Origin of the sequence: Oscillibacter valericigenes, assembly GCF_021531435.1 — a bacterium.
Taxonomy (GTDB): Bacteria; Bacillota; Clostridia; order Oscillospirales; family Oscillospiraceae; genus Oscillibacter; species Oscillibacter valericigenes_B.
The window spans coordinates 1-15,471 of sequence record NZ_JAFBIS010000038.1 but is presented as its reverse complement, the minus strand read 5'-3'; the positions used below and the strand labels follow the sequence as shown (position 1 = coordinate 15,471).

Sequence of the window (15,471 nt, the reverse complement as noted above, 5' to 3'; positions counted from 1 at the left end):
TTTTTCTTGTCTACTCCACCCCTCGCTATAAGCTCTTTTTGTCCCCCGGCATAGCCGGGGGTTGCCTTTGTCAAGACAATGCAAAAAACCGCCCCGTCCAGTCGGACGGGGCGGTCATTATTTCCGGATTTACAGGAATTTCTGCATACCCTCAGTCGCCAGAGAAGGATCGGCGCTGACGGTAACAGTGAACTTCACGTTATTCTTCTCGCCAAAGACATCCAGCCAGTTCAGGAACGTCTCGGTCTCGGCGTCCACCTCGCGGCCGACGGTCTTGCAAAGGTTGTCGATAAACACATGGGTAATATCGTAGTTGCCTGCGCACAGGCCGCTGATAAAGCCGCGGAACAGATCGTAGTTGTTCAGCTTATACTCCTGAGCGTCGATCAGGCGGATATGATAGTGGATATCATATGTCATGTTGCGGTTGGCCTCAATGCAAACCACGTTGCCGGGCTCGTCCTTCGCCGCGTTGTTGATCAGTTCGATGAGCTGCTTGGTCTTGCCGGAACCCTTGACGCCCATAATCAGTCTGACCATAGTAAATCACTCCTGTCATATTAAGTCACGTGGGATGGGGGAACTTTGCTGTTTTAAGCATAGCATAAAGTTTTGGAAAAGACAATGCAAAAAAGCGATTTTAAACTTTGTTCATAATGGAGATTGACAAGAGAGAAAAGCGGCGCCCAAAGGCGCCGCTTTTTCATCACTTTTTCAGCTTGGCCTCCAGCTCGGCCTTCCGGTCCTCGTATCCCGGCTTGCCCAGCAGGGCGAACATGTTCTTCTTGTAAGCCTCCACGCCGGGCTGGTCGAAGGGGTTCACGTCCAGCAGGTAGCCGGACAGACCGCAGGCGTACTCGAAGAAGTAGATGAGCTGGCCCAGGGCCTCCGGGGTCTTGCCGTCGGCCTCCACGATGACGTTGGGCACGCCGCCCTCGGTGTGGGCCAGCAGGGTGCCCTCCATGGCCCGGTCGCGGATATAGTCCATGGACTCCCCTGCCAGGAAGTTCAGACCATCGCCGTCGGTCTCGTCCTTGGGGACGTACACCTGGCTGTTGGACGCGCCCAGGCGCACCACGGTCTCGAACATCAGCCGCTTGCCCTGCTGGATATACTGGCCCATGGAGTGCAGGTCGGCGGTGAAGTCCACGCTGGCGGGGAACAGGCCCTTGCCGTCCTTGCCCTCGCTCTCGCCGTAGAGCTGCTTCCACCACTCGCTCATGAAGCGGAAGGCGGGGTCGTAGCAGGCCAGCAGCTCGATGGGCCGGCCGGAGCGGTACAGCTCATAGCGGATGGCGGCGTATTTCCAGGCGGGGGAGGCGTAGGAGGCGTCGGTGCAGAGCTCCATCATCTCCGCCGCGCCCCGCATCAGGGCCTCAATGTCCACACCGGCCACGGCGATGGGCAGCAGGCCCACGGCGGTCAGCACGGAGTAGCGGCCGCCGATCTCGTCGGGCACCACGAAAGTCTCCCAACCCTCGGCGTCCGCCAGGGACTTCAGGGCGCCCCGGGCCTTGTCGGTGGTGGCGTAGATGCGCTTGCCCGCGCCCTCCCGGCCGTACTTCTTCTCCAGGGCCTCCCGGAAGAAGCGGAACGCCACGGCAGGCTCGGTGGTGGTGCCGGACTTGGAGATGACGTTGACGGAGAAATCCACATCCGCCACCAGGTCCAGTGTCTCCTGCAGCGCGTCGGCGGACAGGCCGTTGCCGATGAAGTAGACGTTGGGGCCGTCCTTCTTTTTCAGATTGTAGTTGGGGGAGCACAGGCAGTCGATGACGCCCCGGGCGCCCAGGTAGCTGCCGCCGATGCCGATGACCACCAGGGCCTTTGAATCCTGGCGAATTTTGGCCGCGGCTGCCTGGATACGGGCAAACTCCTCCTTGTCGTAATCACGGGGCAGGTGTACCCAGCCGGTGAACTCGCCGCCGGCGCCGGAGCCCTTCTGCAGTTTATCCTGAGCCAGCTTCAGCCGGGGCGCCAGGGCCTCCTCGTAAGGCATAGGCAGAAAGCTCCGCATCTGGAACGTTTTAACATCCAACATCTTCTGTATCGTCCTTTCCTCTCCCCGTGCAGGGGCCTATATAGGAAAGTATACCATTCCTGTCCGCTCCCGGCAAGAGAAAAGCGGCGCATTTCTGTGTGAAATGCGCCGACCACTTTTTCCCTAATCCGACAAGAAGGCCATTTTCAGCAGCCGGAGCAGCATCTGTCCATAGGTGACCCGGGGGACTTCCTCCCCCGCCAGAATGGGAATTTCCGCCACAGTCTCCTCCCCGGAGGTGACGGTAAGGGTCCCCAGCTGGTCGCCCAGCGCCACCGGGGCGGTGACGGACTCCGCCAGCGTCACAGTCTGGGTAAGGTCCCCGGCTCTGGCCTTTTCCAGCAGGAGGGCGGTGCCCTCCCCGAGAACGGGCTGGACGGTGGCCTGAGTGCCCAGCGTCACCGGGACGGGGGCCAGCGGCGTCTCCGGCGCCACATTTTTCAGCGTGTAGGTGGAAAAGCCGTAGCTCAGCAGGGCCTTGGCGTCCTCGAACCGCTGGGCGGAGGTGGCGTCCTTCATAATAACGGCGATGAGCTCCATGCCGTCCCGCTCGGCGGTGGCGGAGAGGCAGTACCCGGCGGCGTCGGTGGACCCGGTTTTCAGGCCCGTGGCGCCCTCGTAGAAGCGGATGAGCTTGTTGGTGTTCACCAGGGAGGACTGGCCGTCCCGCAGGGTGTCCATCCAGATGGTGGTGTACTGGCGGACGTCGGGGTGGTTTTCCACCAGCTCCCGGGACATAATGGCGATGTCGTGGGCGGAGGTGACGTGGCCCGCCGCCGGGAGGCCGGTGGCATTTTGGAAGGTGGTGTCGTTCATGCCCAGCTCTTTCGCCCGCGCGTTCATGCGCTCCACGAAGGCCTCCTCGCTGCCGGCGATCTGCTCGGCCAGGGCCACGGCGCAGTCGTTGGCGGAGACGACGCACACGGCCTTGAGCATGTCGGAGACCGTCATCTGCTCGTTTTCCTTGAGCCAGATCTGGGACCCGCCCATGGAGCAGGCGTGGGCGGAGGCGGTGATGACGGTGTCGTAGGAGAGCTGGCCGGCATCGATGGCCTCCATGGTCAGGAGGATGGTCATGACCTTAGTGACGCTGGCGGGCTCCAGCTTGGCGTGTTCGTCCTTGGAAAAGAGGACGGTGCCGGTCTCCTTTTCCATCAGAAGGGCGGAGGGCGCGGCCACGTCCAGTGCGCGGGCGCAGGTGGAAAGGACCAGCACGGCGAGCAGCGCCGCGAGCAGTTTTTTCACGGTGAATCCCCCTTTGTCTGTCATAGTACGAGTCTATGACGCGCCCGGACGGGATATGCGGGGCACGGGGGAATGCAACAAAGGGGAACCGGGCGAGAAATGGGGGCTAGCCAACTCCGAATTTTATTTTTCGGAGGGAAACACATGAAACAGACGGAACACTATGGACTGAACCAATGGGAACTGGCGGACCGCATCCGGATGGAGGACTTCAATGGGGACAATGAAAAGGTGGACGCGGCGCTGAAAGGGCAGGCGGAGGCGCTGGCGGCGGAGACGGCGGCGCGGGAGGAACTGGCAGCGGCAGTAGCAGCCTGCGGCAACTGCAAGATCGCCTACGGCACCTATACCGGAAACGGGAACTACGGCAGCGATCATCCCAACTGCTTGACCTTCCCCTTTGAGCCAAAGCTGGTGATCGTTCAGAACAAATCTGTCGCCTCGGCACAAATCTCCGGTTCCAACTCCATGTCCTGGGGCATGATGACCGCCATCCGCCCGCTGAACGGCTTTATTCTCGATGGCGTTTCGTGGACGCTCCGCCTTACCTGGAGCGGAAACAGCTTGAGCTGGTACAATACGGTCAATGCGGAATTGCAGATGAACAAATCCGACAATACTTACCTCTACCTGGCATTAGGTTAAGCGAACAAAGACCCCCGGGCAAAAGCCCGGGGGTCTTTGTTATCTCAAACGCTAATGCGTTCTTGATAGAGGTGAATCAGGGTGAATTAGGTGAAGCTGGGAGTGACCGTCATGTTGGCTGCCACAGCAGCAGTCTCGGCGGAAATTTCATAGGTATTACCTGCCTCGACTTCCAGCTCGATAATATCGGAAGAACCATCATTTACCTTGATCGTACCGGTATCAGTAGCAGTACCGGACAGAGTCACAGTGACCTTCTCACCGGAGACAACATACTTATCAGACAGAGTGATGGTCAGGCCCTTAGGGCGACGCCTCGTTATTTGCCTGGAACAGCCGCCACAGGCAGGCCCGGACCTCCGGGTCCAGGGGGACCATCCGGTCCGGCAGCTCCAGGCGCTCATCCAGAAAGGACACCTGTTCCCAGGTCAGGGCGGAGATCTCGTCCCGGGAAAGGCCCTGCTGCCAGGCCAGGCGGAGGATGACGCCCTCCGGGCTGGCAGGCTCGGCTTCCAGAGCCCGGCGCATGGCGGCCTCGTCCGGCCGGTTCACCACATATTCCCGCATGGCGGCCTCCTCCTTTCGTTACGATTGCATGACAAATAAAACGGAATTCTGGAAAATTCCGCCTGTTCCGACTGGTTTACTCCGCCTCCGGGCGCGGCCCGGCGGTGCGGACGCCGGTCAGATCCCAGCAGCCGTGCCGGGTGATCAGCCCTCCGGACAGCCGGCCGTTCCGAACGGTAAAGAGGGCGTCATAGGGCTCCTTGTCCACCGGAGAGCGCAGAGCGCCGGAGATCAGGTACTTTCCCTCCTGCAGTACGCTGCCGGAAAAGCGGTTCTGGTGGCCCAGCAGACTGAGGTAGCCCGAAACCACCTGGGCGTCCTCCTGGAGCATCAGCTCACCGGTCCGGGGACCCAGCTGACTTTGGAGCATCACTGCATAGCAAACCTTTTTCACAACATCACTCCTGTTACGGCGCATTATAAATGTGCCGTATTTTGTCAAAAACGGTCAGATTTTGGAAAACCGTCTGTTTTTTGACACCTTTTAAAAATTGTCAAAAAAGAGCGGAGGCAAATGCCTCCGCTCCGCGGTATCCCACTATTGAAATGTGCCGCCCCGGGTCAGGTTTCGCCACGCGGCGCCGATCATACCATCCTGCAGGTCCTGCTCCAGCAGGGCGATCGCTTCTTCCGGCGGCTGGTCCAGATCCTTCCGCAGCCAATCCTCGATCAGCGTCAACAACATGGACTGGCACAAAAGAAGCCTGCTCTGCTCCGCCGCCGGGTCCGGCGGCGTGCCGCTGCGCTCCCGGTAATAGGTCAGAACCGTTTTTAAAATGCATTCCACCGCTTCTCCCAATACCTGCCGCAGCCCCGCCCTGCCCCGGTTTTCCAGGATAGCCAGGTAAAACGCCCGGTTTTCGGCGGTGTAGGCCAGCAGGTCCTCCGCCGCCTGCTGCCAGGTCAGGCATTTTTCCTGCCGGGTGGACAAATAACCCCGCTCCTGTTCTATGGACCAGTCAAACAGCTGCCCGATGTCTGTGAAGTGATAGTAAAAGGATTGACGCCGGATGCCGCACAGCTCCGTCACCTCCCGCACCCGGATCCGGTCCAGCGGCTTCTTTGCCAACAGATGGCGCAGTGCGCCGGCCAGGTCCCGCTTTGTTCGATTGATCTCCTCCGGCATAGGCCTTCCTCCCGCTCTTATTTTTATTACATAATTTTTATTTTGTAATTTTTGAAGCGCCAGTACCACAATGTCCAATACTGCGTTTTTATCTGGAATTCATTACCTCTGCTTTTTCATAAGCATACCTCGTTTTTTTCTGTTCCGTCAAGCATCGTGCGCCTTATGGTCAGAAAACAAACAAGCCGCTCCGACTGTCGTCAAAAAACGAAAAACCGCTGAAAACCCGGAAATTTTCGTCAACTTTTCCCCTTTTTTTCACTTTTCAAACACCTTCGACAAATTCAGACAACATCCGCCACAGAGTTTGTGTATGATACGGGTATCAGACTAAGATTTTGCGGCCATTGAGAAAGGAAAACGCATATGAAAACGATTTCTAAGGAATATCTGCTCCTGTTTAACGCAATCACCGACGCGGAGGAGACCCTCTGCCAGCTGCGGGAGCGGTTGATCAATATACAGCGGCAGGCAGAGGAACTGTACCTGGAGGAAACGGACGGCCCGGCTTCCCAGGAGGCTCCGTCCGAAGCTCCGTGTTGCATTTGCCCATGACAGACAGCCCCTGGTGTGTTATGCTGGCTTCATCATAATCATCAGGAGGGAACCATGCTGCACATCGGATGCCACCTGTCCTCCTCCAAAGGCTTTGCCGCCATGGGACGGCAGGCGCTGGAGCTGGGGGCGGATACGTTTCAATTTTTTACCCGCAATCCCCGGGGGAGCAAGGCTAAGGACCTGGACCCCACCGACGCGGCGGCGCTGGTGTCCCTGATGACGGAGCACCGCTTCGCCCCCATCATCGCCCACGCCCCCTATACCCTGAACCTCTGCGGCGCGGAGGAGAAAAACCGCCTCTTTGCCCGGGAGACCATGGCCGACGACCTGCGGCGCATGGAGTTCGTTCCCGGCCAGTATTACAACTTCCATCCCGGCAGCCATGTGGGGCAGGGGATGGAGGCGGGCATCGCCTATATCGCCGAGGGCCTCAACGCCATCCTGACTCCCGGCCAGACCACCACGGTTTTGCTGGAGACCATGGCAGGGAAGGGCAGCGAGGTGGGCGGCCGCTTTGAGGAGCTGCGGGAAATTCTCGACCGGGTGGAGCTTGGGGATAAAATGGGCGTCTGCCTGGACACCTGCCACGTCTCCGACGGCGGCTACGACATCATCGGCGACCTGGACGGCGTGCTGACGGAATTTGACCGTGTGATCGGCCTCAGCCGCCTGAAAGCCATCCACCTCAACGACAGCAAGAACCCCACCGGAGCCCACAAGGACCGCCACGCCTGTATCGGCGAGGGCTGCATCGGCCTGGAGGCCCTGACCCGGGTGGTGCGGCATCCGGCGCTGAAGGGCCTGCCCTTCTGCCTGGAAACGCCCAACGAGCTGCCGGGATACGCGAAAGAGATCGCCCTCATGCGGGCGCAGGCAGGGGAGTAAAATCTCCCTTGATCGACTTAAAAAAACCAGCGGGACATCTGCTTTTCGGCAGATGTCCCGCTGGTTTTTCTCTCTAAGAATCGTCCGCTCAATGGCGGTGCTTGGTGATCTTCTGGTCGATGGTCAGAACTTCGCCCTCCGGCTCATAGTCCACCTTGATGTAGGTGCACACCTCCGGCGCGCCGGCCCGGACCGCCACCTTCTGGCACTCCTTGGCAATGTCCATCAGCTGGTCCATGTCGTCGCCCTCGATGGCCGTCTCGAAGGGGCCCACCTCGTACCGCAGGCCGGTGCTCCTGATGTAGTCGATGACCTCGTCCACGATGCGGACCAGCTCGTCCTTGTCCGTCACCTGGGGCAAAATCTGAATCGCAATGCTCGCTTTCATATCTCATTCCTCCTGTTCAAAATCAAAGCGTTTCCGCCGCTCCCCAGTCCCGGAGGGTCTCGTCCGCCAGGGCGGTCATCTCTTCCCAGCGGCTGTCTCCGCTGGCGTCCCAGACGCCCACGGTGTAAAAGCCCGCGTCCTTCGCGGTCTGCAGGGCGAACACGGCGTCCTCAAAGACCGCCGTTTCCGCAGGAGCGGCGCCCAGCCGCCGGGCCGCCTCCAAAAATACATCGGGCTTATCCTTTCCGGCGCCCACCGCGTCGCAGCTGAGGAGGAACGCGAAGTCCTCCAGCACGCCCAGCCGCTCCAGACAGGCACGGGCCAGAGGCTCCGGCGTGGCGGTGGCCACACACATCTTCGTTCCCCGCTTTTTCAGGGCGGCCAGATAGTCCGCCGCGCCGGGCTTCAGAGGGATGTCGGAGCGGTAGTGCTCGTCCATGACGGCGTTCATCTCCGCCGCCACGCTCTCCGGCGTACCGGGCAGGCCGAAGGTCTCGATAAACAGGGCGGAGGACTCCGCCATGGTCATGGCCTTGATGCGCTCCAGCACCTCGTCCATGCCCTCGGTGACGCCCTGGGCGGTCAGATACTCCCGGCCCAGCCGCTGCCAGTAGACCATGGAGTCCACCAGGGTGCCGTCCATGTCAAAGATGGCAAAAAGCTTATTCATGGGCGGCCACCATCTGCACCGAAAGCTCCCGCAGCTCCGCCGTGGCCCGGCCGGGGTCCTCCGCCCCGAAGATGGCGGACACCACCGCCACGCCGTCCACACCGCTGCCGGCGAGCTTTAAGATATTGCCCGCGTTGATGCCGCCGATGGCCACCACGGGGATAGAAACAGAATTGCTGATGCGCCGCAGCAGCTCCGTCTCCATGGGCTTTGCGTCCTTCTTGGTGCTGGTGGGGAACACCGCGCCCACGCCGATATAGTCGGCCCCGGCCTGTTCCGCGGCCACCGCCTGCTCCACCGTTCCGGCGGAGATGCCCAGGATCTTGTCCGGCCCGATGATGGCCCGGATGTCCCGGCCCTTGATGTCGCTCTGACCCACATGGACGCCGTCGGCGCCGCACTGCAGGGCGATCTCCACGCTGTCGTTCACCACAAAAGGCACATGATAAGCATTGCACAGGGCTTTCAGCTTCTCGGACTCCTCCTCAAAGCTCTCCTCGTCCAAATCCTTTTCCCGGATCTGCAGGAATGTGGCGCCATTTTGCAGCACCTTTTCCGCCACATCCACCAGGCTTTCGCCCTCTTTCAGCCACATCCGGTCCGTCACCGCGTACAGCAGCATGGACGAGCGGATCTCATCCTTCGTAAACTTCATATCGAACCCTCCCGTTCAGTTGTTCCTCCGTCAGATTGAATACCGCGTCGATGAGGTCGGTGCGGAAGGTGGCGTTTCCGGTGCCGTTTCGCAGCCGCCGCTCCTCCGCCAAATCTCCCGCAACGCCCATGGCGGCGATGGCCGCGCAGGCAGCCTCAAAGGGGTGCCCCGGGTCCGCGCCGCAGAAGGCCCCCAGCAGGGAGGTCAGCATGCAGCCGCTACCGGTGATGCGGGCCATGGTGGCGCAGCCGTTCCGCAAAAGAATGGTCTGCCCGCCGTCCGTCACCACGTCGATAGGCCCGGACACCGCCACCACAGCCCCGGTCTGCTTCGCCAACAGCCGGGCGGTCTCCACGGTGCGGGGCAGGGTGGCGTCCGTCACCGCATCCTCGCCGCTGACGTCCACGCCGCTGCCGGTCAGCTCTCCCCGGGCCAGGGCCCGGATCTCGGAGGCGTTGCCCCGGATGGCGGCGAATTTCACCCCCGCCAGCAGCCGGCCGGATTCCTGCCGCCGCAGAGCCGTGTTTCCGGCGGCAACAGGGTCCAGCACCACCGGCTTGCCCAACTCATTGGCCGTCTTTCCCGCGGACACCATGGCGTCCACCGCGGCGATGGCTCCCAGGTTGCACACCAGCGCGGCGGAGCCCCGGACGGCCTCCGCCGCCTCCCGCACGTCGTCCGCCATGGAAGGGGAGCCGCCGGCGGCCAGAATGATGTTGGCGCAGTCGTTGACCGTGACAAAATTCGTGATGCACTGGACCAGGGGCGCCCGCTCCCGGACCAGGCTCAGTTGTTTCCCAAAATCCATGTCGTTCTCCTTTCAGAGTTTCTGCTTCATCCGGTTCAGCACCCCGGTGCGCTTTAAGAGCAACAGCACCGCCGCGCCCATGGACGCGCCCACAAAGGCGGAGGGGATGTAGAAGGGGATGAAATAGAACGGGGACTGGGCGTCCAGGCCGTAGAACATCTTAAACAACGGATAGGACGCCATGGCGCCGATGATGCCGGTGCCGATAATTTCTCCAACCCACACGGACCACCAGGTGCCGAACTTCCGGTACAGCAGTCCCCCCATGATGGGGCCGAACATGGCGCCGGTAATGCAGCCGATGTCCCGTCCGCACAGCATCCGCATCACGCCGCAGAGGAAACCCGCGGCGCTGCCGTACCACGGCCCCACCAGCGCGGCGGCCAGCACGTTCACAAAGTGCTGGAAGGGCGCCATGGCCGGGAAATACACAAAGGTATTCAGCACAAAGGCAAGGCACGTGAACATGGCCGTCAGCACCAGCTTGCGGGTGGCGGCGCTTCCGGCCCGGGTCAGGGTGGTTTCTTTTTCGTTTGCGTTCATAGTTTACCATTCCTCCTTCATCATCGCTCAGGAGCAGCGGTGGTTCTGAAGAAAAAAGCAGAGCTTCCCCGCAAGGGGGAAACTCCGCTCAGCCTTCCATTCATCCACAAGTTTACGGCAAGCGCGCCGGTCTGTGGAAAAATACCCGTTTTCCTTCGCATCCCTACGTTGGCATTACCCAAATCAGGTGAGGTCGAGGGAATACACCCTCCTCTCAGCCCTCTTCCGAGAACTCCCTTGCGAGGCACAGTATATGCCGCCGTTTCCCGCTTGTCAAGCCCCGTTTTTCCGAAAAACAGCCTTGACAGCCCTGTATTCCGGTGCCATAATAGGGCAAAAGACAGGGGAGCCCCCGGGCTGAGAGGAAGCAAACGCTTCGACCCTTTTACCTGATGTGGACCATGCCACCGTAGGGAGTCATCACGCGATCCCAAGTGACAGGCCCGCCAAGGGGCCTGTTTTTTTAACGCTTTTGAACGGAAGGAGTGAGAAACCATACGGCATCCCGGCCCCGCCGGGAGCGGACAGAGGGGGAGCGCCCTGTGTCCGGGCCAAAGACAGCGATGGGAAGCCGTGTTCCGGCGTGAGAGGAGGCCAGTGAGCCTCGACCGATCTTCCATACGGGCGCAGAGCCGCCCGTACCTTGCCCTGCAAGGGGAGAACGCTGTCGGTACGCCGTTTTCTCCCTGCCATTTTCCGAATCAAAGGAGTTTTTTGTTATGAAGAGCAATTCCACGAAAAAGCTGGCCATCGCCGGCATCCTGTGCGCTGTCGCCGTGGTGGGCAGCATGTTTTCCTTTCCCGTGTTCGGCAGCAAGTGCGCCCCGGTGCAGCACATGGTGAACATCCTGTGCGCCGTGTTCCTGGGTCCCTGGTACGGCGTGGGCGCGGCTTTTGTAGCAAGCCTTCTGCGCAACCTCCTGGGCCTTGGCAGCCTGCTGGCCTTCCCCGGCAGCATGTGCGGCGCCCTGCTGTGCGGCGTGGCCTACTGGAAGTCCAGGAACCTGCCCGTGACCCTGGCGGCGGAGGTGTTCGGCACCGGCATCATCGGCGGCCTGCTGTCCTATCCCATCGCCATCGCCTTTATGGGCAAGGCCGCCGGCGACATCGCCTTCTATGCCTATGTGGTGCCCTTCCTGGTGTCCACCGTGGGCGGCTCCATTCTGGCGGGCATCCTGGTGTTCGCCCTGGAGAAAAGCGGCGCTTTGAAGCACATGCAGGCTTCTTTGGAACACTGAATCTTTTAGACCCGGGGAGTCTCTCCCCGGGTCCTGCATATCCCGCCTCTCCGCCGCATAGGTTGTCCCAGAGGTGAGACAAACTATGAAACGACCCCGTATTCCCCGGAAACTCCTGCGGCGGCTGGAGGCCCTCGCGCTGGCCGCCGGGACGCTTTGGGCGGTCACCGTCACCGCCGGCAGCGACACCGCCGCCTCCGCCCTACGCGCCCTCTGGGAGTCCCTGCCCATCAGCGCCCTGCGCTGGGAGCTGGGGGACCTGTGGCCCCGGGACGGCCTGTCCCCCGCGGCGGTGCTGACCATCGGCGAATCGCCCCTGCTGCTGGCCGCCCGCCCCGCCGTGGCGGAGCTGTGGACCCAGACAGAGCCGGAAGCCCCCGTGGAGCAGGAGGATGAGGAATTTGTCACCGTCCCGGTGGAGGAAACACCGCTGGACGCCGCCGATTCCGTGGACAACGGCGTGGCCGCCAAGACCCTGATCCCCACGGACCCCAGCGGCTACACCGTCTGCGGCAGGACTTACATCAGCAATTCCACGGACTATCCGCTGTCCGTTTCGGACCTGCAGCAGCCCTTTGCCGCCCACTTGTCGGAGGACGGGCCCCAAATTCTGATCCTCCACACCCACGGCAGCGAAGCCTACACCCCCGCCGGGGACGAGACCATCGTCTGGTCCGGCGACCACCGCACCACCGACACCCGCTGCAACGTAGTGCGGGTAGGGGACGAGATGGCGGAGGTTTTTGGGCAGGCGGGCATCTCCGTCCTCCACGACCGGACGCTGTACGACTACCCCTCCTACGCCGGGTCCTATGATCGCTCTCTGGTGGCCATTCAAAACTATCTGAAGCAGTATCCCTCCATCCGGTTCATTCTGGACGTCCACCGGGACGCCATCGAGGACGGCCAGGGCAACCAGTACAAGGTGGTCTCCGCCATCGACGGGGAGGGCACCGCTGCCCAGCTCTCCATCGTGGTAGGCAGCGACGGCAGCGGCCTGACCCATCCCAACTGGATAGAAAACCTGCGGCTGGCAGTGGCCATCCAGGAGAACATCCTGGCCAAGTATCCCACTCTGATGCGCCCGGTGCTGCTGCGGAACTCCCGCTACAACCAGCATGCCACTGCCGGCTCGCTGCTGGTGGAAGTAGGCTCCGCCGGCAACTCCCCGGAAGAGGCGGTGCTGGCGGGTCGCCTCTTCGCGGAGCGGATGGCGGAGGTACTGAACGCACAAACCAACTAACGCCTTGCTTTTGCCGGGTTTCGTGTTAAAATCAGGTATATACCGCAGCAAACAGGAGGTATGTACCATGCTTCAAATTCAAAAAGACGCTTCCTTCGCGAAACGGGGCCTGCTCTTCGGCATCGTGGAAGTGGTTTTTCCCCAGCCCTCGGAGTGGAACGAGGATGCCTTCGCCGCGCTGAAGGAGCGGGAGCTGGCGGCTCTGTTCGCGGAATTCCGGGAGTATGACCGGAAGGCCGTCTTTGGGGAGAATCCCTATTACCGCTATTTCAAAAAGTATAAAAAGACCTACCCGGTGCTGCAGCAGCTGGAGTCCATCCTGCTGAAAGGCCGTCCTTTCCCCACGGGCCGCCCCGTGAACGAGATCGCCTTTCTCACCGAGCTGCGGACCCAGACCCTCAGCGGCGCCCACGACGCCGAGCAGGTCATGGGCACCGTAAAACTGTTCTGCCCGGAGGAAAAGCTGCCCTTCACCGGGATGCGGGGAGAGGAAGTCCATACCTACCCCGGCGACACCAGCGCCCGGGACGAGGGCAGCATCATTTTCAGCATGATCGCCGGGGCGGACCGCCGCACCTGCCTCCGGCCGGAAAGCCGCCACATCTTCTATCCCTTCTTCGCAACACCGGACACCACCCGGGAGGAGCTGCTGCCCGCCATGGAGCTGCTGGCCTCCTATGTCCGGGTATTGGCCCCCGGCGCGGAGATCCGATCCTTTTTGGTGGAATAAAAAAACAGCCCATCCGTTCGGATGGGCTGTTATGTTGTTGCCTGTTAGTCGGTGACGTAGGGCAGCAGAGCGATCTGACGGGCACGCTTGATGGCCTCAGTCAGCTGACGCTGATGCATGGCACAGGTGCCGGTGGTCCTGCGGGGCAGGATCTTGGAACGCTCAGAGACAAAACGGCGCAGCTTGGCGGCGTCCTTGTAATCGATGCTCTCGCACTTCTCGGCGCAGAACTGGCAGACCTTACGGCGCTTGCCGCGCACGGGACGGGCGGGACGAGCTTCACGATCGAAAGCCATGAATGGTTCCTCCTTTATCAAAATCAGTTAGAACGGCAGTTCGCCGTCCTCTTCGCCGATCTCGGCGAAGTCGGAATGTCCGCCAGCGGGGCTGCCGTAGCCGCCGGCCGCCGGGGCACTGTAAGAGGGCGCGGGAGCGCTGCCGTAATCACCGGCACCGTCGCGCTTGGAATCGCCGAAATAGATATTGTCGGCGACGATCTCCGTTGCAACGCGCTTTCCGCCCTCCCGGTCCGTCCAGTCACGGGTCTGCAAGCGGCCTTCCACGATGGCCATGCGGCCCTTCGTAAAGTACTTGCTGACGAACTCGGCGGTTCCGCGCCAGGCGACCACATCGAAAAAGTCGGCCTGCTTGCTGCCGTCCTGACTCTTGAAATCACGGTCCACCGCGATGCGGAAGGACGTGACCGCCGTGCCGGACTGGGTGCGGCGCAGTTCCGGGTCCTTGACCAGACGACCCATGAGGATGATCTTGTTGAGCATGGATGCCTCCTTACTCGCCCTTGCAGACGATCAGGGAACGCATGATGCCGTCGGCAATGCGCAGCTTACGGTCCAGCTCACGGGGGAAGGAAGGCTCGCTGGTGAACGTCATCAGCACGTAGTAGCCCTCGGTCTTGTAGTTGATGGGATAAGCCAGCTTGCGGCTGCCCCACTCTTCCACCTCAACGGCGGAACCATTCTGCTCGGCCAGGGACTTGAAGTTGGCAACCAGATTGGCGATGCCCTCCTCACCCTGTGCAGGGTCGATGATATACACGACCTCATAATTGGCAGAAACCTTTGCCATGTTTGCACCTCCTTTTGGACAGATGGCCCTCATTCAAAGATGAGGGCAAGGATATGCCCGCAAATCGCAGGCCCTATTATTATATAAGAATTCCGAAAAAAGTCAAGATAAACTTTTCTTTTTGAAAAAAACTATTCCATTTTTCAACAGAATGTGGTATATCTGACCCAGCAACACAAAAAGGAGGCCCCCGCGGCATGAATTTTACTCCCGGTATCGCGCTGTTCATCTTCTGCGCCCAGTTCCTGGCCTACACCATCAAAGGCCTGATCGGTTTCGGTAACCCGTTGATCTCGGCGCCCATCTTGTCCATGCGGCTAGACAACATCGTCATAACCCCCGGCACGCTGCTGCTGGACTGCCCGGTGAACGGCTACATCACCTGGAAGAACCGCCACAGCTTCCAGTGGCGGAAGATCCTGCCCCTGCTGGCGGCGAACCTCTGCGGCGTCATCCCCGGCACGCTGCTGCTCCGGTTCTCCCTGCCCTGGGTCATCAAGACTGTGCTGGGCGTGGTGGTGGTCTTCCTGGGTCTGGAGATGGCCACCCGGAACCTGCGCCCCGTGCGGAACGGGAAGGACCGTCCCTGGCTGCGGCTGGTGGTCTCCTTTTTCTCCGGCGCCTGCTCCGGGCTGTTCGGCATCAACATGTTCATCGTGGCCTATCTCCAGCGCACCGCCAAGGATTACAGCGAGTTCAAGGGCAGCATGTGCTTCCTCTTCCTGGGAGAAAACCTGTTCCGCCTGTGCACCTACGCTGTGAACGGCCTGCTGACGCGGGACGTGCTCCTGTTCGGCGCCGTCTCCGTGCCGGCGGCGGCCCTTGCCATGCTGCTGGCCGGGAAGCTGGGCCCCCGGCTGGACGAGGGCAAGCTCCAGAAGGCCGCCATCGTGCTGTTCATTCTGGGCGGCGTCAGCATCATCGTCAAATCTCTGCTGCTTCACACTTGATTTGAGGAGGAACCAAGTTTGAAACAACGTAATAATCGGGGAAGCCCGAAAAAGGGCGCAAAAACAGAACCGCAGGCACTGCGGCAAAAGTAA

Annotated in this window: 22 protein-coding genes and 1 riboswitch; of the genes, 7 read left to right on the top strand and 15 right to left on the bottom strand. The window is 61.0% G+C overall.

The window, feature by feature from the left end:
• Nucleotides 1-129: 129 nt before the first annotated feature.
• The 3 genes from JQM68_RS12945 to JQM68_RS12935 form a co-directional block, all read right to left on the bottom strand.
• Nucleotides 130-540 carry a hypothetical protein gene (locus JQM68_RS12945; RefSeq protein ID WP_235223435.1) on the bottom strand — a complete coding sequence of 137 codons (411 nt, stop codon included), beginning with the start codon at nt 538-540 and terminating at the stop codon, nt 130-132.
• A gap of 166 nt (nt 541-706) precedes the next feature.
• Nucleotides 707-2,041, bottom strand: coding sequence for a glucose-6-phosphate isomerase (locus tag JQM68_RS12940; RefSeq protein ID WP_235223433.1), 1,335 nt, complete (start codon nt 2,039-2,041; stop codon nt 707-709).
• A 123-nt stretch (nt 2,042-2,164) separates the two neighbouring features.
• On the bottom strand, nt 2,165-3,286 hold the full coding sequence (locus JQM68_RS12935; protein ID WP_235223431.1) for a D-alanyl-D-alanine carboxypeptidase family protein: 1,122 nt from the start codon (nt 3,284-3,286) through the stop codon (nt 2,165-2,167).
• A 144-nt stretch (nt 3,287-3,430) separates the two neighbouring features.
• Here JQM68_RS12935 and JQM68_RS12930 point away from each other — a divergent pair, with 144 nt between their 5' ends.
• Entirely contained in the window at nt 3,431-3,931 is a 501-nt protein-coding gene (locus tag JQM68_RS12930) for a hypothetical protein (RefSeq protein ID WP_235223429.1), read from the top strand.
• Between the two features lie 86 nt (nt 3,932-4,017).
• On the opposite strand, the gene JQM68_RS12925 is transcribed toward JQM68_RS12930, so the two are convergent.
• The 4 genes from JQM68_RS12925 to JQM68_RS12910 form a co-directional block, all read right to left on the bottom strand.
• Entirely contained in the window at nt 4,018-4,179 is a 162-nt protein-coding gene (locus JQM68_RS12925; RefSeq protein WP_235223428.1) for a hypothetical protein, read from the bottom strand.
• 55 nt (nt 4,180-4,234) lie between these two features.
• Nucleotides 4,235-4,498 (bottom strand): site-specific integrase, encoded by a 264-nt coding sequence (locus tag JQM68_RS12920; protein WP_235223426.1) that lies wholly within the window; start codon nt 4,496-4,498, stop codon nt 4,235-4,237.
• 76 nt (nt 4,499-4,574) lie between these two features.
• Nucleotides 4,575-4,892, bottom strand: a complete 318-nt coding sequence (locus JQM68_RS12915) for a hypothetical protein (protein ID WP_235223424.1) — start codon at nt 4,890-4,892, stop codon at nt 4,575-4,577.
• A gap of 144 nt (nt 4,893-5,036) precedes the next feature.
• Nucleotides 5,037-5,624, bottom strand: coding sequence for a TetR/AcrR family transcriptional regulator C-terminal domain-containing protein (locus JQM68_RS12910; RefSeq protein WP_235223423.1), 588 nt, complete (start codon nt 5,622-5,624; stop codon nt 5,037-5,039).
• A 366-nt stretch (nt 5,625-5,990) separates the two neighbouring features.
• Here JQM68_RS12910 and JQM68_RS12905 point away from each other — a divergent pair, with 366 nt between their 5' ends.
• Together JQM68_RS12905 and JQM68_RS12900 are read left to right on the top strand one after the other, a co-directional pair.
• A complete protein-coding gene (locus tag JQM68_RS12905; protein ID WP_235223421.1) occupies nt 5,991-6,179 on the top strand; it encodes a hypothetical protein in 189 nt (62 codons plus the stop codon).
• Between the two features lie 54 nt (nt 6,180-6,233).
• Nucleotides 6,234-7,067: a deoxyribonuclease IV gene (locus tag JQM68_RS12900; protein ID WP_235223420.1), complete on the top strand. Its 834-nt coding sequence runs from the start codon at nt 6,234-6,236 to the stop codon at nt 7,065-7,067.
• A gap of 88 nt (nt 7,068-7,155) precedes the next feature.
• Here JQM68_RS12900 and JQM68_RS12895 read toward each other — a convergent pair whose 3' ends face one another.
• From JQM68_RS12895 to thiW (JQM68_RS12875), 5 genes are read right to left on the bottom strand one after another with little or no spacing between them, the layout of a single operon-like run.
• Entirely contained in the window at nt 7,156-7,455 is a 300-nt protein-coding gene (locus tag JQM68_RS12895; protein ID WP_235223419.1) for a thiamine-binding protein, read from the bottom strand.
• A gap of 22 nt (nt 7,456-7,477) precedes the next feature.
• Nucleotides 7,478-8,125, bottom strand: coding sequence for an HAD family hydrolase (locus JQM68_RS12890; protein WP_235223417.1), 648 nt, complete (start codon nt 8,123-8,125; stop codon nt 7,478-7,480).
• The gene (thiE, locus tag JQM68_RS12885) at nt 8,118-8,780 is read right to left on the bottom strand and encodes a thiamine phosphate synthase (protein ID WP_235223416.1); all 663 of its coding nucleotides are present in this window, start codon (nt 8,778-8,780) and stop codon (nt 8,118-8,120) included. Before thiE ends, JQM68_RS12890 begins: the two co-directional genes overlap by 8 nt.
• The gene (gene thiM / locus JQM68_RS12880; RefSeq protein ID WP_235223414.1) at nt 8,761-9,588 is read right to left on the bottom strand and encodes a hydroxyethylthiazole kinase; all 828 of its coding nucleotides are present in this window, start codon (nt 9,586-9,588) and stop codon (nt 8,761-8,763) included. The genes thiE and thiM overlap by 20 nt, the downstream gene beginning before the upstream one ends.
• Nucleotides 9,589-9,600: 12 nt before the next feature.
• Nucleotides 9,601-10,131, bottom strand: coding sequence for an energy coupling factor transporter S component ThiW (gene thiW, locus JQM68_RS12875; RefSeq protein WP_235223412.1), 531 nt, complete (start codon nt 10,129-10,131; stop codon nt 9,601-9,603).
• A gap of 332 nt (nt 10,132-10,463) precedes the next feature.
• A riboswitch (TPP riboswitch) is annotated at nt 10,464-10,564 on the top strand.
• Nucleotides 10,565-10,850: 286 nt separating this feature from the next.
• Between thiW (JQM68_RS12875) and thiW (JQM68_RS12870) the strand changes: the two genes are divergently transcribed.
• From thiW (JQM68_RS12870) to JQM68_RS12860, 3 genes are all read left to right on the top strand, one after another.
• Nucleotides 10,851-11,369 carry an energy coupling factor transporter S component ThiW gene (thiW, locus tag JQM68_RS12870; RefSeq protein ID WP_235223410.1) on the top strand — a complete coding sequence of 173 codons (519 nt, stop codon included), beginning with the start codon at nt 10,851-10,853 and terminating at the stop codon, nt 11,367-11,369.
• Between the two features lie 85 nt (nt 11,370-11,454).
• Nucleotides 11,455-12,612, top strand: coding sequence for a stage II sporulation protein P (gene spoIIP / locus JQM68_RS12865; RefSeq protein WP_235223409.1), 1,158 nt, complete (start codon nt 11,455-11,457; stop codon nt 12,610-12,612).
• A 67-nt stretch (nt 12,613-12,679) separates the two neighbouring features.
• Nucleotides 12,680-13,342, top strand: a complete 663-nt coding sequence (locus JQM68_RS12860) for a hypothetical protein (protein WP_235223407.1) — start codon at nt 12,680-12,682, stop codon at nt 13,340-13,342.
• A 44-nt stretch (nt 13,343-13,386) separates the two neighbouring features.
• On the opposite strand, the gene rpsR is transcribed toward JQM68_RS12860, so the two are convergent.
• Genes rpsR through rpsF form a run of 3 tightly spaced genes read right to left on the bottom strand, consistent with a single transcriptional unit; the run spans nt 13,387 to nt 14,428 of the window.
• Nucleotides 13,387-13,638, bottom strand: coding sequence for a 30S ribosomal protein S18 (gene rpsR, locus JQM68_RS12855; RefSeq protein ID WP_235223405.1), 252 nt, complete (start codon nt 13,636-13,638; stop codon nt 13,387-13,389).
• Nucleotides 13,639-13,665: 27 nt separating this feature from the next.
• Nucleotides 13,666-14,121, bottom strand: a complete 456-nt coding sequence (locus tag JQM68_RS12850) for a single-stranded DNA-binding protein (protein WP_235223404.1) — start codon at nt 14,119-14,121, stop codon at nt 13,666-13,668.
• A 10-nt stretch (nt 14,122-14,131) separates the two neighbouring features.
• A complete protein-coding gene (rpsF, locus tag JQM68_RS12845; RefSeq protein WP_235223403.1) occupies nt 14,132-14,428 on the bottom strand; it encodes a 30S ribosomal protein S6 in 297 nt (98 codons plus the stop codon).
• 197 nt (nt 14,429-14,625) lie between these two features.
• Between rpsF and JQM68_RS12840 the strand changes: the two genes are divergently transcribed.
• On the top strand, nt 14,626-15,378 hold the full coding sequence (locus JQM68_RS12840; RefSeq protein ID WP_235223402.1) for a sulfite exporter TauE/SafE family protein: 753 nt from the start codon (nt 14,626-14,628) through the stop codon (nt 15,376-15,378).
• Nucleotides 15,379-15,471 lie beyond the last annotated feature (93 nt).